The 23,756-nt window shown below is 69.1% G+C and carries 19 protein-coding genes, 1 tRNA gene and 1 other RNA gene; 10 read left to right on the forward strand and 11 right to left on the reverse strand.

Going from position 1 to position 23,756, the window contains the following annotated elements; all coding sequences use genetic code 11:
* Positions 1 to 13 precede the first annotated feature (13 nt).
* Positions 14 to 466, reverse strand: coding sequence for an SgcJ/EcaC family oxidoreductase (locus tag NA8_RS21060; protein WP_063052080.1), 453 nt, complete (start codon positions 464 to 466; stop codon positions 14 to 16).
* A gap of 93 nt (positions 467 to 559) precedes the next feature.
* On the opposite strand from NA8_RS21060, the gene NA8_RS21065 reads away from it, so the two are divergent.
* On the forward strand, positions 560 to 1,030 hold the full coding sequence (locus tag NA8_RS21065; protein ID WP_063052081.1) for a MarR family winged helix-turn-helix transcriptional regulator: 471 nt from the start codon (positions 560 to 562) through the stop codon (positions 1,028 to 1,030).
* Here NA8_RS21065 and NA8_RS21070 read toward each other — a convergent pair.
* The 4 genes from NA8_RS21070 to NA8_RS21085 form a co-directional block, all read right to left on the reverse strand.
* Complete coding sequence (locus tag NA8_RS21070; RefSeq protein WP_245663929.1) at positions 1,027 to 2,124, reverse strand: esterase-like activity of phytase family protein; 1,098 nt, start codon at positions 2,122 to 2,124, stop codon at positions 1,027 to 1,029. The two genes, NA8_RS21065 and NA8_RS21070, sit on opposite strands and share 4 nt — an antisense overlap.
* Positions 2,125 to 2,238: 114 nt before the next feature.
* Positions 2,239 to 4,389 (reverse strand): 3-hydroxyacyl-CoA dehydrogenase NAD-binding domain-containing protein, encoded by a 2,151-nt coding sequence (locus tag NA8_RS21075; RefSeq protein ID WP_063052083.1) that lies wholly within the window; start codon positions 4,387 to 4,389, stop codon positions 2,239 to 2,241.
* 115 nt (positions 4,390 to 4,504) lie between these two features.
* Positions 4,505 to 5,719, reverse strand: coding sequence for an acetyl-CoA C-acetyltransferase (locus NA8_RS21080; RefSeq protein WP_063052084.1), 1,215 nt, complete (start codon positions 5,717 to 5,719; stop codon positions 4,505 to 4,507).
* Positions 5,720 to 6,050: 331 nt separating this feature from the next.
* Positions 6,051 to 8,714: a DNA polymerase III subunit gamma and tau gene (locus NA8_RS21085; RefSeq protein ID WP_063052085.1), complete on the reverse strand. Its 2,664-nt coding sequence runs from the start codon at positions 8,712 to 8,714 to the stop codon at positions 6,051 to 6,053.
* A gap of 447 nt (positions 8,715 to 9,161) precedes the next feature.
* Between NA8_RS21085 and NA8_RS21090 the strand changes: the two genes are divergently transcribed.
* The 4 genes from NA8_RS21090 (at position 9,162) to NA8_RS21105 (ending at position 14,393) form a co-directional block, all read left to right on the forward strand.
* On the forward strand, positions 9,162 to 9,980 hold the full coding sequence (locus NA8_RS21090) for a hypothetical protein (protein WP_063052086.1): 819 nt from the start codon (positions 9,162 to 9,164) through the stop codon (positions 9,978 to 9,980).
* Positions 9,981 to 10,058: 78 nt separating this feature from the next.
* On the forward strand, positions 10,059 to 12,305 hold the full coding sequence (locus NA8_RS21095) for an MMPL family transporter (RefSeq protein WP_063052087.1): 2,247 nt from the start codon (positions 10,059 to 10,061) through the stop codon (positions 12,303 to 12,305).
* The gene (locus NA8_RS21100; protein ID WP_063052088.1) at positions 12,302 to 12,991 is read left to right on the forward strand and encodes a TetR/AcrR family transcriptional regulator; all 690 of its coding nucleotides are present in this window, start codon (positions 12,302 to 12,304) and stop codon (positions 12,989 to 12,991) included. The genes NA8_RS21095 and NA8_RS21100 overlap by 4 nt, the downstream gene beginning before the upstream one ends.
* A gap of 85 nt (positions 12,992 to 13,076) precedes the next feature.
* Positions 13,077 to 14,393, forward strand: a complete 1,317-nt coding sequence (locus NA8_RS21105; RefSeq protein WP_063052089.1) for an ammonium transporter — start codon at positions 13,077 to 13,079, stop codon at positions 14,391 to 14,393.
* A 15-nt stretch (positions 14,394 to 14,408) separates the two neighbouring features.
* Here the strand turns inward: NA8_RS21105 and NA8_RS21110 are convergent, their stop codons facing one another.
* A complete protein-coding gene (locus NA8_RS21110; RefSeq protein WP_245663930.1) occupies positions 14,409 to 15,251 on the reverse strand; it encodes a neutral zinc metallopeptidase in 843 nt (280 codons plus the stop codon).
* 355 nt (positions 15,252 to 15,606) lie between these two features.
* Between NA8_RS21110 and NA8_RS21115 the strand changes: the two genes are divergently transcribed.
* On the forward strand, positions 15,607 to 17,238 hold the full coding sequence (locus NA8_RS21115; RefSeq protein ID WP_063052091.1) for a DUF2207 family protein: 1,632 nt from the start codon (positions 15,607 to 15,609) through the stop codon (positions 17,236 to 17,238).
* Between the two features lie 59 nt (positions 17,239 to 17,297).
* Here the strand turns inward: NA8_RS21115 and NA8_RS21120 are convergent, their stop codons facing one another.
* On the reverse strand, positions 17,298 to 18,572 hold the full coding sequence (locus NA8_RS21120) for an ROK family transcriptional regulator (RefSeq protein ID WP_063052092.1): 1,275 nt from the start codon (positions 18,570 to 18,572) through the stop codon (positions 17,298 to 17,300).
* A gap of 342 nt (positions 18,573 to 18,914) precedes the next feature.
* On the reverse strand, positions 18,915 to 19,571 hold the full coding sequence (locus tag NA8_RS21125) for a DUF8020 domain-containing protein (protein ID WP_245663932.1): 657 nt from the start codon (positions 19,569 to 19,571) through the stop codon (positions 18,915 to 18,917).
* Here NA8_RS21125 and NA8_RS35230 point away from each other — a divergent pair.
* Complete coding sequence (locus tag NA8_RS35230) at positions 19,477 to 19,725, forward strand: hypothetical protein (RefSeq protein WP_245663933.1); 249 nt, start codon at positions 19,477 to 19,479, stop codon at positions 19,723 to 19,725. The genes NA8_RS21125 and NA8_RS35230 overlap by 95 nt on opposite strands.
* Positions 19,726 to 19,751: 26 nt before the next feature.
* On the opposite strand, the gene NA8_RS21130 is transcribed toward NA8_RS35230, so the two are convergent.
* Positions 19,752 to 20,327: an HhH-GPD-type base excision DNA repair protein gene (locus NA8_RS21130; RefSeq protein ID WP_063052094.1), complete on the reverse strand. Its 576-nt coding sequence runs from the start codon at positions 20,325 to 20,327 to the stop codon at positions 19,752 to 19,754.
* Between the two features lie 216 nt (positions 20,328 to 20,543).
* Between NA8_RS21130 and NA8_RS21135 the strand changes: the two genes are divergently transcribed.
* Complete coding sequence (locus NA8_RS21135; protein ID WP_063052095.1) at positions 20,544 to 21,350, forward strand: methyltransferase domain-containing protein; 807 nt, start codon at positions 20,544 to 20,546, stop codon at positions 21,348 to 21,350.
* A 7-nt stretch (positions 21,351 to 21,357) separates the two neighbouring features.
* A complete protein-coding gene (locus NA8_RS21140) occupies positions 21,358 to 21,798 on the forward strand; it encodes an SRPBCC family protein (protein WP_063052096.1) in 441 nt (146 codons plus the stop codon).
* A 104-nt stretch (positions 21,799 to 21,902) separates the two neighbouring features.
* On the opposite strand, the gene NA8_RS21145 is transcribed toward NA8_RS21140, so the two are convergent.
* Together NA8_RS21145 and ffs are read right to left on the reverse strand one after the other, a co-directional pair.
* Complete coding sequence (locus NA8_RS21145; protein WP_063052097.1) at positions 21,903 to 23,192, reverse strand: aspartate aminotransferase type Ic; 1,290 nt, start codon at positions 23,190 to 23,192, stop codon at positions 21,903 to 21,905.
* 242 nt (positions 23,193 to 23,434) lie between these two features.
* An RNA gene (gene ffs, locus NA8_RS21150) (signal recognition particle sRNA small type) lies at positions 23,435 to 23,529 on the reverse strand.
* Positions 23,530 to 23,656: 127 nt separating this feature from the next.
* Here ffs and NA8_RS21155 point away from each other — a divergent pair.
* Positions 23,657 to 23,744, forward strand: a tRNA-Ser gene (locus NA8_RS21155).
* The last annotated feature ends 12 nt before the right edge of the window (positions 23,745 to 23,756 follow it).

Below are 23,756 nucleotides of genomic sequence, written 5' to 3' on the forward strand. Positions count from 1 at the left end.
CCTCGCGGAGCGATCAGCGCTCCTGGGCGGGACGTGTCGCTGGAGTGAACCAGAAGGTCATGCGCTCCATGAGCTTCCTGCGTTTGGTGTTCTGAAAAGCGGCGATGCGCCATCGGCCGTCCCTGTGGGCGACGGTGTAGGTCTGCACCTTGGCCGGCGCGCGCTTCGGCGATCCCTTGTAGGTGTCGCCACGGCTGGTGACCACGGCGACGTGCGGACCGTAAAAACGAATGTCCAGCACCTCGTCGGCCAGGCGGGTGCCCTTCAGGACGCCTGCGAACAGGGCTCGGTGCGAAGCCACGATGTCCGCGCGGCCGCGGTAATGGGTGCCGAGGTAACTGGTGTAGGTGGCGTCCTCGGTGAAGACCTCGCCGTACGCCTCGGCGTCTCCCCGGCCCCAGGCGTCTGTCAGCTCGGCGAGAACGGCCAGGATGCCGCGCCGGTCGATGCTCTCGTCGCCACTCATGATGGTGCCTCCATGGTAGATTACTTCTTGTAAGAGCTTTCTTCTTAGAAGAAGTCTCTTCTTCTAAGAAGAGATTAGGAATGGAGGGATCCTGTGTCAACACCCGAGGCCGCGTCGCATGGCCTTCGACCGGACGCCCATGAGGTCTACCGGCGCTATCTGAGCGCGGTCATGCTGCACGGCCAAGCCGGGGCGCGGGCGGTCGATCTGGGCGCCACCGACCTCTACGCGCTCAACATCCTCGGACTGACGGGACCGATGACGCCGGGCGAACTCGGCGCTCGCAGCGGCCTGACCACCGGCCCGACCACCCGGCTGATCGACCGGCTGGAGGACGCGGGCTACGTCCGGCGCGCGCCGGTCCCGGGCGACCGGCGCAAGGTGATCGTCGAACTGGTCGGCAAGCCCGCTGATCTCGACGAGGTCCTCGCCCCGGCGCGGCGGCGCATCGGCGAGATCATCGGCGGCTACTCACCCGAACAGCGCGAGGTGCTGTTCGACTACTTCGCCAGGGCCGCCGCCGCGTACCAGGCCGCCGCCGAGGAGTTGCGTCCCGCGGACTAGGCGACGGCGAGGACGATGACCTGGGTGATCTGGCGGCTGTCGAAATTGTCGTCGCTGACCAAGACCAGGGTTCGCTCGCCGGAAGGCAGCCGGGGACCCCACGTCATCCCCTCCACGTTGTCGACGGCGGCGAGTCCGACGTCGTCGAGGTCCACCAGCAGCCGCTTGGCCGCCGGGTGCGCGGCGCCGATCGGTGCATCGAGGATGTCGGTCGCGCCGCTCAGGTCGGCCTCGTAGACGCGGATCTTGTTGGCCGTGCCCGGGGAGAAGGACCGTTCCAGCACAAGAAGTTTCATGGGGTCGAGCGGATCGGCGGCGAGGACGGACGCGATCCCGGTGCCGCCGCGGCCGGGTTCGGGCCGCGACTCGGCGAAGACCGGCTCCATCGGATACGCGTACTGGGCGAGCAGCGGGCCGGATCGAGCCTGGACGGTGATGCGCGCCAGCGCTCCACTGGTCGTGGTCGCCGCCGGTCCGTCCGGTAGCAGCGGCCCTTCCGTCGCGGTCGCGAACAATGCGCCGGCGGCGAGGAAGGTCGCCGCCTCCAGCGCCTGATTCTGCCGCGGACCGGAGCCGGGACGCATCCGTTCGTTCTCCGGAATCAGCAGCTCACCGGCATAGGAGCCGTCCTGGTGCGCGATCCGCACCGATGGGTCGGCCAGTAGGTCGCCGTCGCGTTCGCCTTCTTGGGTCCAGTAGTAGTCGCCGGTCCACGGGTCGACCCGGATCTCCTCCGGGTCCACCGACATCGGCGGGTAGGCAGCGCCCGTCGCGGTCAACAGCGGCCGGGTGCCGGTGATCGTCACCGGTCCAACGCCGCGCTCGCCGACCTCGACGCGCGCGGTGTAGTACCGCGCGGGGTTCTTGCTCGACCGATCGTCGCTGATCACCACGAATTCACCCGTACGTGCCGAGTAATCGATACCGGAGAGGCCGCCCACGGTGGTGCCCTCGAAGTCCAGGCCCGACGCGATCACCTGCTCGCCCAGCAAGCGCACCGAGGGCGCGGGCGCGGAATCGGCGCCCGCCACCGGGACCGATACGAGGACGAGGGCACAACTGGCGATCAGAACATGGCGACTACGTCTCGGCACGGCTGCCAACCTATCCGGCCGGAAGGAGGCGAACATGCACAGGCTGGGAAACGACGGAAGCCCGCCACCGCGAAAAGCGGTGACGGGCTTCGCCGCCCGCGTTCCGGCCCGAGACTACTTACGCAGCGAGGCCGGGACCTCGAAGCGCTCGCCGTAGTTCTTGGCGAGGTAGTCGGCGCGCTCCACGAAGGCCTCCTGGCCACCCGGGTAACCGACGATGAACTGGTGCACACCACCGGTCCAGGCCGGGAAGCCGATGCCGAAGATCGAGCCGATGTTGGCGTCGGCGGTGGAGGTGAGCACGCCCTCGTCGAAGCACTTCTGGGTCTCGATCGCCTCCGCGAACAGCATGCGGTCGATCAGATCCTGCAGCGGGACGCCGAAGTCCGCCGAGGTCTTGAAGTGCTCGCGCAGGCCGCCCCACAGACCGGTGCGCTTGCCGTTCTCGTCGTACTCGTAGAAGCCGGCCTTCTCCAGGCGACCCGGACGACCCTCGGACACCATGTAGTCGATGACGTCCTGCGCCGGGTGCCGCTTGACGCCCAGGGTGGTGTCGCCCGCTTGCGCGGCTTCCAGGGTCTCCTTGGCGATCTTCTGCATGAGCTTCATGTTCAGCTCGTCCGACAGCTGCAGCGGCGCGGCCGGGTAACCCGCCTGCAGACCGGCCTGCTCGATGGTGGCGGGCTCGATGCCCTCCTTGAGCATGGCGATCGCCTCGTTGACGAAGGTGCCGATCACGCGCGAGGTGAAGAACCCACGGCTGTCGTTGACGACGATCGGGGTCTTCTTGATCGCGAGGGTGTAGTCGAACACCCGGGCCAGCGCCTCGTCCGAGGTCTTCTCACCCTTGATGATCTCGACCAGCGGCATCTTGTCGACCGGCGAGAAGAAGTGGATGCCGATGAAGTCCTCCTGACGCTTCACGCCGGTCGCCAGACCGGTGATCGGCAGGGTGGAGGTGTTCGAGCCGAGCAGCGCGTCGGGGGTGACGATGTCCTCGATCTCCTGGAACACCTTGTGCTTGAGTTCGGTGTTCTCGAAGACGGCCTCGATGACGAAGTCGACGCCGGCGAAGTCGGCCGCGTCCGCGGTCGGCTTGATCCGGTCCAGCAGCGCCTTGGACTTCTCCTCGGTGGTCTTGCCCCGGGAGAGGGCCTTGGCCTCGATCTTCTCGGAGTAGTTCTTGCCGCGCTCGGCCGCCTCGATCGAGACGTCCTTCAGCACGACCTCGTAGCCCGCCTTGGCGGAGACGTACGCGATACCCGCGCCCATCATGCCCGCGCCGAGCACGCCGACCTTCTTGATCTCCTTCTTCGGCACGTCCTTCGGACGCGAACCGCCGTTGTTGATCGTCTGCAGGTCGAAGAAGAACGCCTGGATCATGTTCTTCGCGACCGGGCCGGTGAGCAGGTGCACGAAGTAGCGGGACTCGATCAGCGACGCGTTGTCGATGTCGACCTGCGAGCCCTCGACCGCGGCCGACATGATGGCGCGCGGGGCGGGCATGTTCGCGCCCTTGATCTGCTTGCGCAGGTTCGCCGGGAAGGCGGGCAGGTTCGCCGCGAACGCGGGCGAGGACGGGGTGCCGCCGGGGATCTTGAAGCCCTTCTTGTCCCAGGGCTGCACGCCGCCCTCGGGGTTGGCCTTGATCCACGCCTTGGCGGCGGGAACCAGCTCCTCGATCGAGCCGACCAGCTCGTCGACCAGGCCGATCTCCTTGGCCTTGGCCGGCTTGTTGCGCTGGCCCTGCAGCAGCACCTGCATCAGGGCGTTCTGCAGGCCCAGCATGCGCACGGTGCGGATGATGCCGCCGCCCGCGGGCAGCAGGCCGAGAGTGGCCTCCGGCAGACCGATCTGCGAACCCGGCACGTCCGCCGCGATGCGGTGGTGGGTGGCCAGCGCGATCTCCAGGCCGCCACCCAGCGCCGCGCCGTTGATGGCGGCGACGACCGGCTTGCCCAGCTGCTCCAGGCGACGCAGGGCGCTCTTGATCTCGCCGAGCTCCTCCATCAGCGCCTGGGCGTCGTCCGGGCCGACCTTCATCATGTTCTTCAGGTCGCCGCCGGCGAAGAAGGTCTTCTTCGCGGAGGTCAGGACGACACCGGTGATGTTGTCCTTCTCCGCCTCGAGCCGGTCGACGGTGGCGGTCATCGACTTCTTGTACAGCTCGTTCATGGTGTTGGCGCCCTGGTTCGGGTCGTCCATCGTCAGTACGACGATGCCGTCCGAATCCTGCTCCCAACCGATCATGTTGGTTTCGCTCACAGCTCTGTGTCTCCTAGGTGAATTAGCGGCGTTCGCGGCCCCGCGTGGTTACGCAGGCTGCCGCCTCCGGGCCTGACGCTCACGCCGCCGTGAATTCTCAGCTGTCGGTTGGGGCTCAGACCCGCTCGATGATGGTCGCCACGCCCATGCCGCCACCGATGCACAGGGTGACCAGCGCGTAGCGGCCGTTGCGGCGCTCCAGTTCGTCGACCATGGTGCCGGTGATCATCGCCCCGGTCGCGCCCAGCGGGTGGCCCATCGCGATCGCGCCGCCGTTGACGTTCAGCTTCTCGTCCGGGATGTTCAGATCCTTCTGGAACTTCAGCACCACGGACGCGAACGCCTCGTTGATCTCGACCAGGTCGATGTCGTCGAGGGTCAGGCCCGCCTTGGCCAGCACCTTCTTGGCGGCCGGGGTCGGACCGGTGAGCATGATGGTGGAGTCGGCGCCGCTGGTGGCGGTCGCGACGACGCGCGCACGCGGGGTCAGACCGGAGGCCTTGCCCGCCTCTTCCGAACCGATCAGCACGAGCGCGGCGCCGTCGACGATGCCGGAGCTGTTGCCGCCGTGGTGCACGTGGTTGATCTTCTCGACGAAGTGGTACTTCTGCAGCGCCACCGCGTCGAAGCCACCCATCTCACCGATCACCGCGAAGGACGGCTGCAGCTTGGCCAGGTCCTCGGCGGTCGTGCCGGGGCGCATGTGCTCGTCGGAGTCCAGCACGACGATGCCGTTCTGGTCCTTGACCGGGACGATCGACTTGGCGAAGTAACCGCCGGTGGTGGCCTTCGCGGCCAGTTCCTGCGAGCGCACCGCGTAGGCGTCGACATCGTCGCGGCTGAAGCCCTCGATGGTGGCGATCAGGTCGGCGGAGACGCCCTGCGGGACGAAGTAGGTGTCGTAGTTGGTGGCCGGGTCCAGCGCCCAGGCGCCGCCGTCGGAGCCCATCGGCACGCGCGACATGGACTCGACGCCACCGGCGAGGACCAGGTCGTCGAAGCCGGAGCGCACCTTCTGGGCGGCCAGGTTGACCGCCTCGAGGCCGGACGCGCAGAAGCGGTTGAGCTGGAACCCGCCGACAGTGTCGGGCAGGCCGGCCACGGTGACCGCGGTACGAGCGATGTCCGCACCCTGGTCGCCGACCGGCGCGACCACGCCGAGGATCAGGTCGGAGATCCGGTCCTCGTCGAGGTTCGGGAAGCGGCCGCGCAGCTCCTGGATCAGACCAACAGTCAGGTCGATCGGCTTCACCGAGTGCAGCGAGCCGTTCTTCTTGCCACGGCCACGCGGAGTACGGATGGCCTCGTAAATGTAGGCCTCTGTGGTCATATCGGAGTGTTCCTTCCTCAATGTGCGGCGGCCGGACATACGTCCGTCCGAGCGCTTCTGTGCGGCCGGGCCGGACATGCGTCCGTCCGAGCGCTGATGTGCGGCGACACCGCGGGTGCGGCGTGGCTGCGGCTGACCTCGCCGACCGGCCTTGCGGCCGACCGTTCCTAACGCTGTACAAAACCAGGCAGGCAAGAGCGATCGCACATCACGGTCGCCCGTACGCCTGGGCATACCATAGAACGTCGGCGTACCGAAGCTCCCGGCTACCCGTACATACTACCGCGGAGTGCGAACTCCGGTTAACTTAACGTCGTGAGAACCGTGGTTGTCAACCATCCAACCGTGTGGCACCCAGCTCACTCTTCAGCAATTCGAGGGCGACCTCGTCCGGGTCGCGCCGGTCGCCGGGAGCCACCGGATCGGCCGCGGCGGCCATCATCTCCTGCTCCTCTTCCGGCGTGGAGGCGGGGACGACGCCGTCTTTGCTCCAGCCCCGGCCGCTCGCGGCGTCGCTTCCGCTCGGTGCGGCGTCGTAGGGCGGCGGATAGTCCGCGGGGCCGGGATCGTCCGGCAGGTCGGGATAGTCGGGCGGGGGGATGTCGTCCTCCGCGGGAAATGGGCGCGGATCGGCGCCACCCGCGCGAGAGCGACCCGCGTTACCCGGCTTCTCGCCGCCCGCGGTGCGCGCCTGGCTCGGGCGGGAGAACCTCGGCGGGGCGGCGGCATCCGGAGCACGGCCTGTCGCGTTGCCGGATTCACGTCCGGGCTGGCCGGCCGCCTGTCCGCGGGCACGGTTCCCGGTACCGCCGGCCCGTGGGGTCGCTGCGGGCCGTGTCGCCGCGCCGCCCGCTTCCCAGCGCACCTCGTGATCGCGGCCGAGCACCGCCCGCACCGCCGACCGCACCGCTTCCAGATTCCGCGGATCGGACAGGCGCTGGGCCAGCGGCGCGTGCTGATGCGCGAAGACGATGACCTCGCCCTCCACCCGGGCGACCGACGCACCGGCGAGCATCGCCTGCACGGCCGCGCCGAACTCCCGCACTTTGGCGCGGATATCGGCCCAAGCGGCTTCCACCTCGCGCAGCAGATCACCGCTCGGCGCCGAGGAAGGAGCAGCGGACTCCTGCGCGGACGCGTGGGGCGGCGGTGCGTCGGATCGCCCCAGATCGCCCTGACCGACGGCGGACTCCTGCACGCCGGGCGAATCGTCGGCCCCGCGATCGCGCACGAAACTCCGCGTGGCAGTCGAATCAGCCCCGGTAGCGTTCCCCCCGGCCGCCTCAGGATTCGGTTCCGACGCACCTGCCGTCCCGGCCTTCGAAGTACTCGGCGCGGCGATCGCGCTCGGTCCTCCCGCCGGCATCGTTCGCGCCGACCCGCCGTCGGGCACAACGGCGGCGTCCGGTTCGGCAACCGGCGCAACAGGATCCGCGCCGCCTTCCGTGCCCGGCGCCGACGCATTCGTGGACGACTCAGCACCGGCGGGCATCGGTCGATGCCCGCCGCCCGCGGATTCCCCGTGGCCGCCGCCCGGCGCGGCGACAGTGGAATCCGCCGCACCGGAAGTCGGGCTTCCCCCGCCGCCGATCGGCCCGGGGCGATCAGCTGTTCCGGCACCGGCGGCAGGCCCCGCGGTGTGCGCCGAACCGCCGGCGGGATCGGCCCCACCGGCTTCGGCAGCGTCCTCCGAGCGACCACCCCCGCGGTTGTCGCGACGAATCGCGGCCAGCGCCTCGGCACCTCGGCGACGCGGTGACTCCGACGGCGACCCGGCCCCGGCCGTGGGCTCGGCGGGAGCGGGCGCCGGAGACGCGGCGGGAGCGGCGGTGAAGGAGCCCCCGGCCATACCGCGCTCGAGCCGTTCCAAGCGTTGCAGCGTGGCGGATTCCGCGTCGGACGCCGTGGGCAGCAACATGCGCGCGCAGACCACTTCGAGCAGCAGTCGCGGCGCCGTCGCGCCGCGCATCTCGCCGAGCCCCTCGTGCAGCAGCTGGGCGTAACGGGTCAGGGTGGCCGAACCCAATCGCTCGGCTTGGTCCCGCATCCGGTCGAGCACGTCACCCGGGCCGGTGACCAGGCCGCGTTCGGTGGCGTCGGGCACCGCGCGCATGAGGATCAAGTCACGGAAGCGGTCGAGCAGGTCGGCGGCGAATCGCCGCGGGTCGTGGCCCGCCTCCATCACCCGGTCGACGGTGCCGAACAACGCGGCGCCGTCGTCGGCGGCCAGCGCCTCGACCGCGTCGTCGATCAGCGCCACGTCGGTGACGCCGAGCAGCGAGACCGCGCGGGCGTACGTGACACCCTCGGGGCCCGCGCCCGCCAGCAACTGATCGAGCACGCTGAGGCTATCGCGCGGCGAACCACCGCCCGCGCGAATCACCAAGGGGTACACCGCTTCTTCGACCGGCACGTGCTCCTGCTCGCAGATCCGCCCGAGCAGTCCGCGCATCGTGGCGGGCGGCAGCAGCCGGAACGGATAGTGGTGGGTGCGCGAGCGGATGGTGGGCAGCACCTTGTCCGGCTCGGTGGTCGCGAAGATGAAGATCAGGTGGGCAGGCGGCTCCTCGACGATCTTGAGCAGCGCGTTGAATCCTGCGGTGGTCACCATGTGCGCCTCGTCGACGATGAACACCCGGTACCTGGACTCGGCGGGTGCGTAGAAGGCGCGGTCCCGCAATTCCCTGGTGTCGTCGACGCCGCCGTGGCTCGCGGCGTCGAGTTCGATGACATCCAGGTTGCCCGTACCACCCGGCCCGAGCGCCACACAGGACGGGCAGGTGCCGCAGGGCGTCGAGGTGGGACCCGACACGCAGTTCAGCGATCGGGCCAGGATGCGCGCGGAGGACGTCTTACCGCAGCCGCGTGGACCGGAGAACAGATAGGCATGACTGATCCGCCCCGTGTCGAGCGCGATACTCAGCGGGTCGGTGACGTGCTCCTGACCCACCACCTCAGCGAACGTTGCCGGTCGGTACTTCCGGTACAGAGCCACGGCCAGAGGTTACCGGCGACCTCCGACAAAGGACATGCCCGCCCGCTGCGCCGTTCGCGGGCGATACACACGCACAAGTGTGAGCCAAGTCACAACATGCGCCACGCCTTCTTCGGCGACCACCCCTCGCACGCACGATAGCAACCCTTGAGCTATCGCTCACGCTGCACGAGCGAAGTCCGGACACAGCCGCCACGGCACCCCGCGCAGGCCGGAGAATATGGACCCACACCCCGATTTACCTCGACTTTTCGGAGATAACGAAACCGCAACCATGGGTGACATCGATGCAATCGTCTGGCTAACGTGGCAGTCGGCAACTTCGGTAGCCAAACCTTCATCAGGTTGGTGACCCCGGCCGGTCCCTCATCCCGACCGGGGCACAACCTCAGAGCACCACGGGTGAACAGCGCCAATTCCCCCACTTCCACCGGAGGACCGTCCACCGTGTCGTGTGACGACATCGCCGCCGCCTGGCTGTCCAGCACCGATTTCGCAGGCGACCGCTCCGCCGTCGCCCTCTTGAGCCGCGCCATCAGCCCGCAGGAGTTCGCGATCAAACGCGACTCGCTGCCGGTCACCGCGGCAGCCGATCCGGCCACCGCAGCCGCCATCCTCGAACTCCTCGAACGCGGCCAGGTGCCCACCATGGCCGCGATCCGCACACTGACCGCGCAGAACGAGATGCGCCGCGAGGCCGAGCGCATCGAACGTCTCGGCCGCCGCGCCCAGCGCAGCATCGATGACTTCGGCCGGGTGCTGGCCAAACTGGCCGACGCGCACTGGACCGCGCACGGCTACGGGCCCACCCGCCGCGACGTGCTGTGCACCGAGCAGATCATGACGCTGATCCGCACCCGCGTAGGCAACATCGCCCCATCGGCGGTCAAACACCTCTGGCTGATCGAGCGGGCCCAGCGCGCGGGATGGATCGCCTCCAACGCCAATCCCCGGTCTCTGTGCGCGGCCCGCCGTTTCTACGCGGCCCAGTACGGCAACCGGGTCTCGTTGCGTCCGGTGAACACCATCGGCACCGCGATCGCGGCCTATCTGGCGGATTACCTCGACGAACACGGCCGCGCGCCACGCTGGTCGGTGGTCGCGCAAGAACTGCGCGACGACCGCGGCCGCCGGATTTTCCACAACACCGCCGATGCCCGCGCCCAGCAACTCTGGTTGACCACCGCGGAGTGGGTGGAGATGCGCGACGATCTGCCCGTGCCCGGACGGAGGGGATTGCGGGCCATCCGTAAGTCCCGCGGCTGACTCGGGCGCCTCCCGCGGGCCCGACACCTTGGTTAACGACGTTATCCTAACGCCGTTAACCTATCGAGTGGAGCCGCGATGCTGACCCGGATGGCCCGATTCATCACCCGATCTCCGCGCGCGGTGCTGGCCGCGGCGCTCGCCGTCGCCGTGCTGTGCGGCGTCTTCGGCGCCACCGCGCCCACGCACTTGAAGTCCGGGGGGTTCACCTCTCACGACGCCGAATCCGCCCTCGTCAATGAGCTGATCGCCGACAACTTCGCCGGCGCCGCGCCCAACTTCGTCCTGCTGGTCGGTTCGGACGCCGGCGCGGACGATCCGGCCACCAAGGCGGCGGGCATCGGGCTGGCCGACTCGCTGAAGGCCCGCGGCGACGTGCGAGGCGTGCAGTCCTACTGGACCACGCCGCAGCCGCTGGCGAACGCGTTGCGCAGCGCCGATGGCAAGAGCGCCCTGGTCGTCGCCTACCTCGACGGCGACGAAACGCAGGTCCAGCAGACCGCGAGTGAATTGAAACGGCAGTTCTCGGGCGTCTCCGACGGCATCACGGTCCGCCAGGGCGGCATCGCCGCGATCTACCACGACGTCACCGAGCAGACGACCCGCGACCTCACCCTGGCCGAGGGCGTCGCGGTACCGCTGTCGATGATCGTGCTGGTCCTGGTGTTCGGCAGTTTGGTCGCCGCGGCCCTCCCGTTGACCATCGGGATGTTCGCCATCCTGGCGACGCTGGCGCTGCTGCGCCTGTGCACGCTGTTCACCGACGTCTCGATCTACGCCCTGAACATGACGACGGCGATGGGACTGGCGCTGGCCATCGATTCGAGCCTGTTCATCGTCAGCCGCTTCCGTGAGGAACTGGCGCGCGGCTTGGATCCGGCCGCCGCTACCATCCGGTCGGTGCAGACCGCGGGGCGCACCGTGCTGTTCTCCGCACTCACCGTCGCGCTCTCGCTGGCCGTCTTGAGCGTTTTCGACCTGTACTTCCTGAAGAGCTTCGCCTACGCGGGCGTCGCGGTGGTCGCCGCGGCGGCGGCCGCATCGATCGTCGTGCTGCCCGCGGCGCTGGTCCTGCTCGGGCACCGGGTGAACTCCCTCGACCTGCGGGCTCCGTTGCGCCGCCTGTTCCGCCGCAGCGCGCCCGCACCCGGCCCGCGGGCGCCGGAGGACAGCGGCTGGTATCGGCTGGCCGGCGTGGTGATGCGGCACGCGGCGCCGGTCGCGATCGTGATCATCGCGCTGCTGCTGGCGCTCGGCTCACCGTTCCTGTCGGTGAAGTTCGGTTATCCCGACGACCGGGTGCTGCCGGTCAGCGCCACCAGCCGCCAGGTCGGCGACGCCCTGCGCACCGAGTTCCCGCAAGCCGATCCGGTCGCGAGCACCACGATCGTGCTGGACGGCTACCACGGCGACAACGCGGCGCTCGGCGGGTACGCCGCCGAACTGTCGAAGGTCGAGGGCGTGCCCGCGGTCCTGTCCGCCGCCGGGGTCTACGCGACAGGCGCGCGAGTCGCGCCTGCTCCGCCCGGTATGGCCAACGACACCGGGACCTACCTGAATGTCGCGACCAAGCTCGATCCCTTCTCCCCCGCCGGGGACCGTCAGCTGACGGCGATCCGGGCGGTTCCGGCCCCGGGCGATGCGCTCTACGGCGGCGCCGCGGCGGCCAACGCCGACTCCCTGCAGGCGCTGGCCGCCCGCCTTCCGCTCGCGGCAGCCCTCATCGCTCTCACCACCTTCATCGTGTTGTTCCTGTTCACCGGCAGCGTCGTGCTGCCGATCAAAGCCTTGGTGCTGAACACACTGTCGCTGGCCGCCGCCTTCGGCGCGATGGTGTGGGTGTTCCAGGAGGGCCATCTGTCCGGGTTGCTCGACTTCACGGCGGTCGGCTATCTGGTGCCGACCATGCCGATCCTGATGTTCTGCCTTGCCTTCGGCCTGTCCATGGACTACGAGGTGTTCCTGTTGTCGCGGGTGCGCGAGGAGTGGCTGGCCACCCACGACAACACCCGTGCGGTGGCGGTCGGCCTGGCTCGCACGGGCCGGATCTTCACCGCGGCCGCCGCGCTGATGGCCATCGTGCTCGGCGCGCTGGTGACCGCGAAGGTGTCGTTCATGCAACTGCTCGGCCTCGGCCTCACGCTGACCGTGCTCGTCGACGCCACGATCATCCGCGGCCTGCTCGCGCCCGCGCTGATGCGCCTGCTCGGTCCGGCCAACTGGTGGGCGCCCGCACCGCTGGCCCGCCTGCACGCCAAGATCGGGCTGACCGAAGACGAGCCGGACGCCGCCGCGCGCCCGCTGGAAACCGCGGGGCGCGCGTGATCGGTGACAGGCGCCCGCGATCGCCGCGCGGCTCCGGCGCCCAGCTGCGCGAGGAGATCCTGCGGGCCACCGCCGAACTGCTCACCACGACCGGGCATGCCGACGCCGTCTCGATCCGGGCGGTGAGCAAGCAGGTCGGGGTGAGCGCGCCGTCGATCTACCGGCACTTCGCGGACAAGGACGAGCTCATCGACGCCGTTGTCGCCCAGGTCTTCGAAGACCTCGCCGAGGCGATGCGAGCGGCCACCGACCCCACTACCTCTCCGGTGCACCAGCTGCACGATCAAGGCATGGCCTACGTCCGCTTCGCGCTCGAGCATCCCGAGCAATACCGGCTCGCGACCGCGCCCACCGAGACCGGGGGCGTGGTGGACGAAGTGCTCACCAGCGGCGCCTTCCAGCATTTCACGGCCACCGTACGCAAGTGCATGGACGACGGGACGATGGCGCAGCGCGACCCGTTGCCGATCGTGCTGGAACTGTGGTCGGTCGCCCACGGCATCGCCTCCCTGCTGCTCGCCAAGCCCTTCCTGCCCTGGGCCGACGCGGAAGCCGTCGCCTCGCGCGTGATGGGCGCGGCATGCCTCGGCTACAGCGTGCTGGACCTGGTGGGCGCGGACCCGCCCACACCGGACACGGTGACGGCGTGGCTGCGCCGCGTCAGGAAGGGCCCGTCCCCGGCCTGACCGCCTTTCGACCGATCGGCTGTCGGCCCCCGAGCGACCATTCGGTAGCTTCCTCGCAGCGCACGCGCGCGGAAGGAGTGAACCCGTGTCTTCAACCATCGACCCCGCGGCTACCGCCTGGCTGCTGGTCAGCACGGCCCTCGTCCTGCTGATGACCCCGGGCCTGGCCATCTTCTACGGCGGCATGGTCCGCTCGACCGGCGTACTCAACATGCTGATGATGAACTTCATCGCGATCCCGCTGGTGACGGTGATCTGGCTACTTTTCGGCTACAGCCTGGCGTTCGGCGACGACGCGGGCGGCGGCCTGATCGGCGGCCTCGGCCACCTCGGCATGGCGGGCATCGATCCGACCTCGGTGCGCGGCTCGGTGCCTGAGCTATTGTTCGCGACGTTCCAGCTCACCTTCGCGGTCCTGACCGCCGCGCTGGTCAGCGGCGCCATCGCCGACCGGGCCAAGTTCGGGGCGTGGATGATCTTCGTGCCGCTCTGGGCGCTGGTGGTGTACGCGCCGATCGCCCACTGGGTGTGGGGCCCGGACGGCTGGCTCGCCTCGTTCGGCGCGCTGGACTACGCGGGCGGCCTGGTGGTGGAGATCGCCTCCGGCTCGTCGGCCTTGGCCCTCGCGCTGGTGCTCGGCCCGCGCATCGGGTTCAAGGTCGATGCGATGCGCCCACACAACCTGCCCTTCGTGCTGCTCGGGGCGGGCCTGCTGTGGTTCGGCTGGTTCGGCTTCAACGCCGGTTCGGCGCTGGCGGCCAACGGCCTGGCCGCGGCCGTCTTCCTCAACACCTTGGTGGCGGGCTGCCTCGGCATGCTCGGCTGGCTGGCGGTGGAGCAGATCCGCGACGGCAGGCCGACCACCTTCGGCGCCGCGTCCGGCGTGGTGGCCGGTCTGGTCGCCATCACTCCGTCGTGCGGATCGGTCAACACCCTCGGTGCGCTGCTGGTCGGGCTCGCGGCGGGCGTGCTGTGCTCGTTCGCGGTGGGCTGGAAATTCAAGGCGGGCTACGACGATTCGCTCGACGTGGTCGGCGTGCACTTCGTCGGCGGCATCGTCGGCACCGTGCTGATCGGCTTGCTCGCCACCGAGGTGATGACCGGCGGCGTCGAGGGCCTGTTCTTCGGCGGCGGGCTCGCTCAACTCGGCAAGCAGCTGGTGGCGGTGCTCGTCGTCGCGGCCTACGCGTTCGGCGTCTCGTTCGCGCTCGGCAAGGGCATCGACCGGCTCGTCGGATTCCGGGTCAGCACGGAGGACGAGACCGCCGGGATCGACTTCGCCCTGCACGCCGAGACGGCGTATGCGGAAGGAGTGCACGGCCACGCGCCGCGCCGCCTCGGCGAGGGGCATCTCGGGCGCCCGCACGCCCAGCGCCCGCTCGACGACGATCCGACGGCATGAGCGCTGCGTCGCGCCTCAGCTCACCGAGCTCGCCGACGCGGTGAACGTATTGCACTGGGCCGCACGGTTGTTGTCCAAACCCGTCTCGAACCACTGCCCGCCGTTCTCGGACGACCCGTGGTCGCGCATGTCCCCGGCCTGGTCGCCGCGCCCGTAGGCGTCCTTGCGGGCCAGAGTGAGCTGCGGGTCGGTGAGCGAACCGCCCTTCGACGACGAGGAGAGGTACATGCCGTCGAAGCAGTTGGCCTGCAATTCGACTCGGCGTGACAGCTCCAGTCCCTTGGCGCTGCGCGGCCCCACGTCGGCCCGCTCGCTGTTGGCCTTGCGCAAGATGCCGGACATCGCCTGCACGTGATGTCCGTACTCGTGCGCGAAAACCGACAGGTAGACCACCCAGTTGTCTTTGAAGTAGTCCGTCTGCAACTGGCTGATCGGCATGTAGACGGTCTTGTTGGCCGGGCAGTAGAACGCGGCGAAATTGCTGGTCGAGCCGGTGCACGGGGTGGTGATGCCCGTCGTTGTCGCGCTGACGTTCAGTGACGGCGGCTGGAACGGCAGATTCGCCTTGCGCAGCACCGGTTTCCACGCCGCTTCCAGGCAGGACGCGGCGCTTTCGAAGAACTTGCGGGCGGCGTCCACCTGGGTGCCCCACGGCGAGTAGTCGCACTGCGCCGGAATCAGCGTCGCGTCGGGGTCGGTCAGCAGCGGGTTGTTGCCGGTTTCCGATGGTCCGACCGAGCCGTCCGGCTGCGTGTCGAACGTGAAGCTCGGTTGCGGACCGGACGCGTCGCGGCCCACCGAGATCGCGTTGCGTACCAGTCCCGCCGCTGCCAGGAATACGACGACGACCAGCAGCACGACCCATCCGCCGCCTCCGCGTTTGCGTGGCGGCGGGTAGGGCGGGCGCCCGGGCGGGCCATAGGGCATCGGCGGTGGGACCGGCGGGCTGTAACCCGGTGGCGGACCGTAGGCAGGCGGCGCGTATCCCGGCGGCGGGGCGTATCCGGGAGGCGGACCGTACCCAGGCGGCGGGCCGTAATTCGGGCGCGGGCCGTAGGGCGCACCGTAGCCTGGCGGCGGAGGCACCGGACGCCCCCCGCGCGGGACCGGTCCGTGTCCGTACGGTGGTTGTGTCACGCCCCCGTACCCCCTCGTCTCAGTGATCGCCGACAGCCGCTGACGCAGGATAGCAAGCTGTCTAGAGTAGGCAGCCATGCTGACTTTTCGGGGGGCCGCCCTAGGCGCGCTGCTTCTCGCCATCGCGGGAATGTTCGCGACGGTCCCGGTCACCCAGGCCCAGCCCGCGCCGGACGGCGTGACCATCACCGCCGATCTGAAGCTGAGCCGCGAGGGCGTCCTCGAAGTGGTCGAACAGATCTCGGTGCCGCCGGACGGCTCGTTCCGGATGTCACTTCCGCTGCGGCTGCGGGTGAGCGACGACGCCGAGCGCGTCTTCCGGGTCACCGACGTGGACACCGAGGGCGCGGGCACCGCGACGGTCGCGAACGACCAGTTCACCATCGAGGCCCGGCCCGGCGAATCCACCTTCCGGTACTCCGTGCAGAACACCGTCAGCGACGCGCGGGGCAGCCAGGTCTTCCATTGGCTCGGTGTGCTCAGCACCGACATCGCGTCCATCAGCGCCTCGCTGATCAGCCCGAGCTTCGAAATGGGCATCGTGGACTGCAAACTCGGCCCGCCCGGTAACACCCGCCCGTGCGCCGATGTCAAGATCGAGACCGACGGCGTCCTCTTTCTCGAGCAGACCGACCTGCACAAGGGCGACGCGATCGATCTGACGCTGCAATTGCCGCCCGGCACCGTGCCGAGCAATGCCGACGTCCGCGACAGCGGCGACGCGGGCCCCTTCGCGATCACCACCCCGGTGCTCGTCGCGTTCGGCGTGCTGCTGCTCGCGCTGGCGGGCTTGGCCGCCTTCGTGCTGCGCGCTCGCCGCCTGGACGCGATGGTGGGCGGCGGTTCCGCGACGATCGATCCGCTGCTGCGCGAGGGTGATCGCGTGCAGTTCACCTCGCCCGAGGGCACGCTGCCCGGTGAGGCCGGGCTGCTGCTGGACGGACATGTCGATCCGGTCGACATCGCCGCCACCGTGGTGGATCTCGCGGTACGCCGGTACATCCGGATCACGCCGCTCAGCGACAGCGACTGGCGGATCACCCGGGTGAACACCCTCGACGACCAACTGCGCGACTACGAGAAGACCGTCTACCAGGCGCTGCTGCCCGAAGGCGCCGACGCGGTGACATTGGGCGAGCTGCGCAAGCCGGGGCGCGTGGCCTCCGAACCGGTACGCGCCGCACTGGTCGCCGACGCCGTCGCCCGCGGCAACTTCCTCGATCGCCGCCGTCCCGGCCTCGCCCTGTGGCTCGGTGGGGCGCTGGTGATCGCGGGTGTCGCGGCGACCGTGGCGCTCGCGCTCACCTCCGGCCATGCCCTGGTCGGTGTCGCCATCGCGCTCGGAGGTGTCGCGACCCTGCTCTCGCCGAAGTACCTGCCGATGCGGACGGCGCGTGGACTGGAGCTCGCCAGACAGATCCGCGCGCTGCAGCGCGGCCTGGAAACCACTCGGCGCGAACAGATCCCGCCGATCGACCAGGAGACCGTGTTCTCCCGCGCCCTGCCGTTCATGGTGCTCGGCGCACGCGCCGACAACTGGATCCGCGCCTTCCGCGACCTGGACCCCTCGGCCGACGCGCAACCCGGCCTCTACTGGTTCGGCGGCTTCGAACGCGACCGCAACCTGCAGCGCTTCGCGGGCCACTTCCCGTTCTTCATCACCGCCCTGGAGGGGCTTTTCGCCATCGCGGGCGATCCACACCGCTAGCGTCACACGCACGAGAAAGGCGATCGGCCGCTGCGGCCGATCGCCCTTCGTCGTATTACTCAGTCGTGCAATGCGGTTCGCCGTACCGCGGCCAGCGGATCGGCGTAGAGGACACTCAGCGAGGTCACCACCGCGGCGTATTCCTGCACCTTGCCGCCGAAACCGCTGATCCGGATATCGGTGGGCGGCAGTGTCGAACCCTGGTTGAACGCCCGCGCCACATGCGCGACCGCGGGGCGGTAGCCGGTGAAAGCCTGTCCGCCGAGGATCACCCGATCGGGGTTGAGCATGTCGCGCACCATCGCCACGGTGTGGCCGAGGATGGTGGCCCGCTCGGCGAGCAGTTCGCGCGCGGACTCCGATCCGGCTTCCGCGGCCCGGTACAGGTCGGCGATGGTCGAGCCCGCGGTGCCGTTGTGCGCCGGGATGATGCCGCGCCCGACGGCCCTCGAGTGCAGTGACCGATCACCGACGGTCACCTCCAAGCAGCCACGCCGTCCGCAGGTGCATTCCACGTCCGAACCCGTGGGTAGATGCGCGATCGATCCGGGTCCGTTGCTCGGGGTGTGCACGCGACCGTCCAAGGTCACCGCGACACCCGCGGTCTCACGCACGTAGAAGTACAGGCTGCTGCCCCGCTCGAGGCGGGCTTGGTCCTTGGGCTCGCCGGTGGGCAGCAACAGCTCCGAGCCTGCCATCGCCTCCACGTGCGGCGCCACGGAGACGGGCAGCTCCAGCACCTCGCCGAGGACCGAACCGACCTGCGCCCCACGCCATTCCAGTTTCGGATGGTCGACGACGCCGGTCAGCGGATCGACCCGGCCGCCGATCGCGACGCCGGCCCACAGCGCCTTGCGCCGGTGCCAGCGCTGCAGGAACGCCTTCGCGCTGCGGGCGACGGTGGTGGTGGCGAATTCCTGTCCGGTCTGCGGGGTGGCGATGGCCAGGCCACCGAGGATGCGGCCCCGCAGATCGGCGGCGACGATCTTGGTGACCGCGGCGCCGATGTGGATGCCGATGGTGAGGTAGGCGTCGTGGTCGATTTCGAAGGGGACGCGGGGGCGTCCGACCGCGCCCGAGGCCGTCAGGTCGGGGCGTTCCCGCAGCAGGCCGGCCGCGAGCAGCGCGGAGACCTGGCGGTTGACCGTGGCGATGCTCAAACCCGTTGTGCGCGCGGCGTTGTCGCGGGAAACGGGACCTGCGGTGGCGGCGCGCAGGACCGCGGCCGCCGGGTTGTCGGCGAGGCGCAGTTCGGGAGCGACAACCGGACGCTGGACGCGGGCGCGGCCGTTGGCAACCCTGGAGACGGATCGTTCAAGGGTAGGAAGGGGCATTGTGCGGATCCTTGCTGAAGTCCCGTAATCGACGGGGCATGCCTACATGGGCGGCGAGGCAGCAAATGAGCAGGAAAACCCGCTCAGCTGCAGCAAGAGAGGCGACACAGTTCGCGCGTCAATGGCAGCCGCAGACCCAGCGCGGCGGTCACGTAAGTGACGCGCAGGAGGTTCGATCGGCCGGCAGACATGTCATCAAAATTAACACCGATTTCCGCGACGCACCAACCCTCGACGCGCCGTTGTGCGCACAGGCACATTGTTTTCGCAGGTCGCGGGCACGCGAAAAGACCCCGCTGCCCGGAGAGCTCCACAGGGGCGGGGTATTTTCGCTCGGAAGGATTACTTCGGAGCGTTGAACGGCTGATTGATCGTCGTGAAGTACTGGATCGCGGCGCCGATCGCGACCGGGGCGGTGACCAGTAGCTGACCCGCGAGAGTGCCGAGGGCGCCGACGGCGACGATGCCGCCGAGGCAGCCGATGGCGGCGGCCGGGATGAACGCGCCGAACAGGCCGACGATCGCCGCGGAGGCGACGGTGGCGCCGGCGATGCCGCCGAGCACGCAACCGACAGCACCGCCCGCGATGCCGCCGACGAGCGTGCCGATAGTCGCACCGGCGGTGATCGTGCTGGTCAGGCGGGTCCAGGCGGCGACCTCACGGTCGTACTCGGTCTTCCACGGCGCCTTGTCCTCGTACGGCAGCGCGACCGGCCTGTAGACCGCGTGGTCCCGGTCGAACAGCGGCGTCAGCGTCGCGCTACGACCGGAAATCTGTGCGGCGATCGGGAATTCGAAGTCCTCCAGCTGAAACCGCAACGGCTGTGCCGCGAGCACGGTACCGTTGGATGCCTTCACTTCGAGCACCTCGTCCTCGACGGCGAGTGAGCCCGCGTCGGTTTCGATGATCGACTGGGTTTCCGTCGCGTACGCGGTGAAATTGATTGCGCTTTCGGCGCTTTCTTCCGCCGGCGTGGCACCGGATGTTCCCGCCGCCACTCCGGTCGCAATGGTAACCAGCGCCGCCACCACGGCGAGTTTCCTCATCCTCATGTTCCTGCTATCCCTCATCTCAGGTGGAGCCGTTCCAGGAAAAAGCATCAGGCACCGGCTGTGCGAGAACGAGGAAAAAACGCAGGACGATTTCAAATAGGCAACCGGAGAGTTACAGTTGCCGTATCACTTCGCTTTGGCCGCCGCTTTCGCCTGCTTCTTGAATTCCCTTACCTGCGCGAGAGATTCGGCGTCCGTCACGTCGGCAACCGATCGGCGCGACCCCTCGTCGCCGTACGCGCCCGCCGCCGCGCGCCAGCCTTCCGGCTGCACGCCCCGCTGCTTACCCAGCAGGGCCAGAAAGATTTTCGCCTTCTGCTCGCCGTAACCGGGGAGGTCCTTCAGCCGGCGCAGCACCTCTTTCCCGTCGGGGTCTCCGGCCGTCCAGATGTTCTCCGTCTTGCCGTCGTAGTGCTCGATGACATAGCGCGCCAATTCCTGCGCGCGCCGGGCCATGGACCTACCGTAGCGGTGAATCGCGGGCGGCGTCGCGGCGAGCTCCTCGAATTCCTGCGGGTCGGCCTCCGCGATGCGTTGGATGTCGAAGCCGCCCATCCGGTCGGCGATCTTCTTCGGGCCGCGGAAGGCGTGCTCCATCGGGTACTGCTGGTCCAGCAGCATGCCGAGCAGGGTGGCGAAGTGGTCCTCGGTCAGCAGCTTGTCCGCCTCGGCGTCCTGCGCCAGGCATAGCGTGCGAGTCATCGCCTACCTCCTGCTCGGTGTGCTGGGACTGGTCGATCATCTCACCGGCCTCGAGGGGCGGGAGGGCGCGGGTCGTCGCCGCCCAGCGTAAAGAGTGACTCACCTCACACTGCGTACGCGCGGGTAGATGACCTGCCGCGTAGGCTCCAGACCATGCCTCAGATGACGGCGACACCCACCAAGACGACGGCAACGGCCAGGGATGGACACGGGCCCATGAACACCTACGCATTGCGCCCCGACCGGTTCGACCGAGCAGGCCAGGATCAGCTCGTAGACGTGCGCGACCTACAGGCCGCGCTGCCCGGTATCCGGCGCTTGCGCACCTGGGCGCACGAAGCGCTCGCGCTGCGGCCCGGCGAGCACGCCCTGGACATCGGCTCCGGCACCGGGACGGAGGTGATCGCCTTCGCCGAAGCGGTGGGCCCGGACGGCAGCGCGGTCGGGATCGAGCCCGACCCGCATCTGCTCGCCTCCGCCGAGCGCCGCGCCGCCGAGGCCGGCTCGACGGCCAAATTCCACTCCGGGGACGCCTACGGCGTGCCGTTCGGCGCGGACAGCTTCGACGCCGTCCTGTGCGAACGAGTCTTCCAGCACCTGACCGCGCCCGCCCGGGCGGCCAACGAGATCGCGCGCGTGCTCCGGCCGGGTGGACGCGTCGTCGTAGTGGACAGCGACTGGGGAACGGCGATCATGCACCCCGGTGACCGGCAGGTCGTCCGGGAGGTGATCGACACTCTCGTGTCGGCCACCACCAATCCGTTGTCCGGCCGCCGGCTCCCCGGACTGCTCACCAAGGCGGGCCTGGTGGTCGACGACATCGGTTCACATGCCTTGGTGCAGGACCGCAGCGTGGGCGCGGGATCGTTGGTGACCAGGGTCTCGGCGATGGCGGTCGCGCGCGGCGCGATCACCGAGGCGCAGCGCGAGCAGCTGCTCACCGACTTGGAGGCGGGCGCCGCCAACGGCGACATCCACCTCTCGGTCACCATGTTCGCCGTCCTCGCGCACAAGCCGCGCTGACCCGCCGATGGCCGTCGATGTGCTCACCGACGTCGTGATCGACCGCTCCCGCGAGCTGGTCGCGGCGTACGCGGCCGATCCGGCGCACGCTCCGGCCTGGTATTCGCGCATCCACAGCGTCACCTGGGAAACGGAGCCGCCGCTGGGCGCCGGCTCGCGCATGGCGTTCGTCGCGCACTTCCTCGGCAACAAACTGACCTACACCTACGAGGTGGTCGCCTACGAGCCCGGCATACGGCTGGTGATGCGCACCGCGCAGGGGCCGTTTCCGATGGAGACGACCTACACCTGGGCGGACACGCCGGAGGGCGGCACCCGCATGACGCTGCGCAACCGCGGCGAGCCGAGCGGATTCGGGAAACTCGCCGCGCCGGTACTGGAAGCAGCGATGCGGCGGGCGAACCGGGGGGATCTGGCGCGGCTCAAGGAACTGTTGGAGACCGGGTAGGCGGCTGTCGCGGCGGTACCACCTTTTCGGCGTCGGATCGAGCGCAAAACATCGATCGCCCGGCACGGATCCGTGCCGGGCAATCGATGTTTCTCGATCTGCTGCTACTTGCCGAGCAGCTTCTCGGTGGCGGCCAGCAGCACGCAGGTGGCCAAGCCGTCCATCGCCTTCTCCAGCTCCGGCAGCTTCGGAAAGCTCGGGGCGATCCGGATATTCTTGTCCTCCGGGTCGTTCTTGTACGGGAAGGCCGAACCGGCTGCCGTGAGCGCGATACCCGCCTCCTTCGCGAGCGCGATCACCCGCGCCGCGGTGCCCTCCAGCACGTCCAGGCTGATGAAGTAGCCGCCCTTGGGCTCGGTCCAGGACGCCACCTTGGACGCGCCCAGGCGGTCCTCGAGGACCTTCAGCACCAGGGCGAACTTCGGCTCCAGGATGGCACGGTGCTTCTGCATGTGCGCGCGCACGCCGTCGGCATCGCCGAAGAAGCGCAGGTGACGCAGTTGATTGATCTTGTCAGGGCCGATGCTCTTCTTCGAGGCGTGGCTCAGATACCAGTCCAGGTTCGCGGTGGAACCGCCGAGGAAGCTCACGCCCGCTCCCGCGAAGGTGATCTTCGAGGTGGAGGCGAACACCAACGGGCGGTTCGGGTTTCCGGCCGCGGCGGCCAGTCCGAGCACGTCGATCACCGGCGCGGCGGTGTCGGTGAGGGGGTGTACCGCGTACGCGTTGTCCCAGAACAGCCGGAAGTCGGGGGCTGCCGCCGGCATCGAGACCAATTCGCGGACAACGTCTTCGGAGAACACCACGCCGGTCGGGTTGGCGTAGTTCGGCACCGCCCACAGACCCTTGATCTGCGGGTCCTTCGCCAGCAGCTCGGCGATGGCGTGGGTGTCCGGGCCGTCGTGGCGCATCGGGATCGGGATCATCTCGAAGCCGAGGGCCTCGGTGATCGCGAAGTGCCGGTCGTAACCGGGGGCCGGGCACAGGAACTTCAGGGTGTCCTCGGCGGCCCAGCGGCGCTCGGAATCATTGGTGCCGTACAGCATCGCGTAGGTGATCACGTCGTGCATCAGCTCGAGGCTGGCGTTGTTGCCCGCGAGCAGATTGTCCACCGGGATGTTCAGCAGCTCGCCGAAGATCGCGCGCAACTCCGGGAGACCTTGCAGGCCACCGTAGTTGCGGCAGTCGGTGCCTGCGCCGTCGCGGAAATCGCCCTCGCCGGGCAGGTGCAGCAGGGCGGCGGACAGGTCGAGTTGCTCCGGCGAAGGTTTTCCCCGGGTCAGGTCCAGCGTGAGCTTCTCGGTCTTGAGCGTCGCGTAGTTCGCGGTCTGGGTGTCGTGCTCGAGCACGAGCTCCTCATGGCTCATCAAACCGATCTGCGTTTGCCGGGGCATCCTGGGCAGCCTTTCAAGCAGCTAGGGGACGATGGTCTGGCCGGACCGATGGGCGGCGACCGAACAGTTGTCCATGCAGACGCACGTGCATCCACGGACGGTGTTCACGTTACCCGTGTGGTGCCCGGAATTGGAGGCGTTATCCGCCGACGGACGGCGGTCCGCCGGAACCGGGGGCCACGCCCAGTCCGCATCGATCGAGCGAAGGCTCGGCGACCGCGCATCCTCCGCGCGAGCCGTAGAATAGGGGACCCCGCGCACCCGGCAGAGCCCGTTGACCCTTGCTGCCTTCCGGCCCTGGGGGAGTTCACAGGATGCGCGCCGCGCGGGATCCGTCGGCCAGTGTAGCGCCTCCTGCCCGCAACACCACCTTCCGGGTCCATCGCCCCACCCGAGCAGGCATTCACTCCCCTTCCCCCACCCTGTTTGGCGACCGACGGGGGGCTACCGGTATGCTGCTCCACGGAGGATTCGCCTAGTGGCCTATGGCGCTCGCCTGGAACGCGGGTTGGGTTAACGCCCTCAGGGGTTCAAATCCCCTATCCTCCGCCACGAAAGGCCGGG

It is taken from the genome of Nocardia arthritidis NBRC 100137 (assembly GCF_001612765.1).
Classification (GTDB): domain Bacteria; phylum Actinomycetota; class Actinomycetes; order Mycobacteriales; family Mycobacteriaceae; genus Nocardia; species Nocardia arthritidis.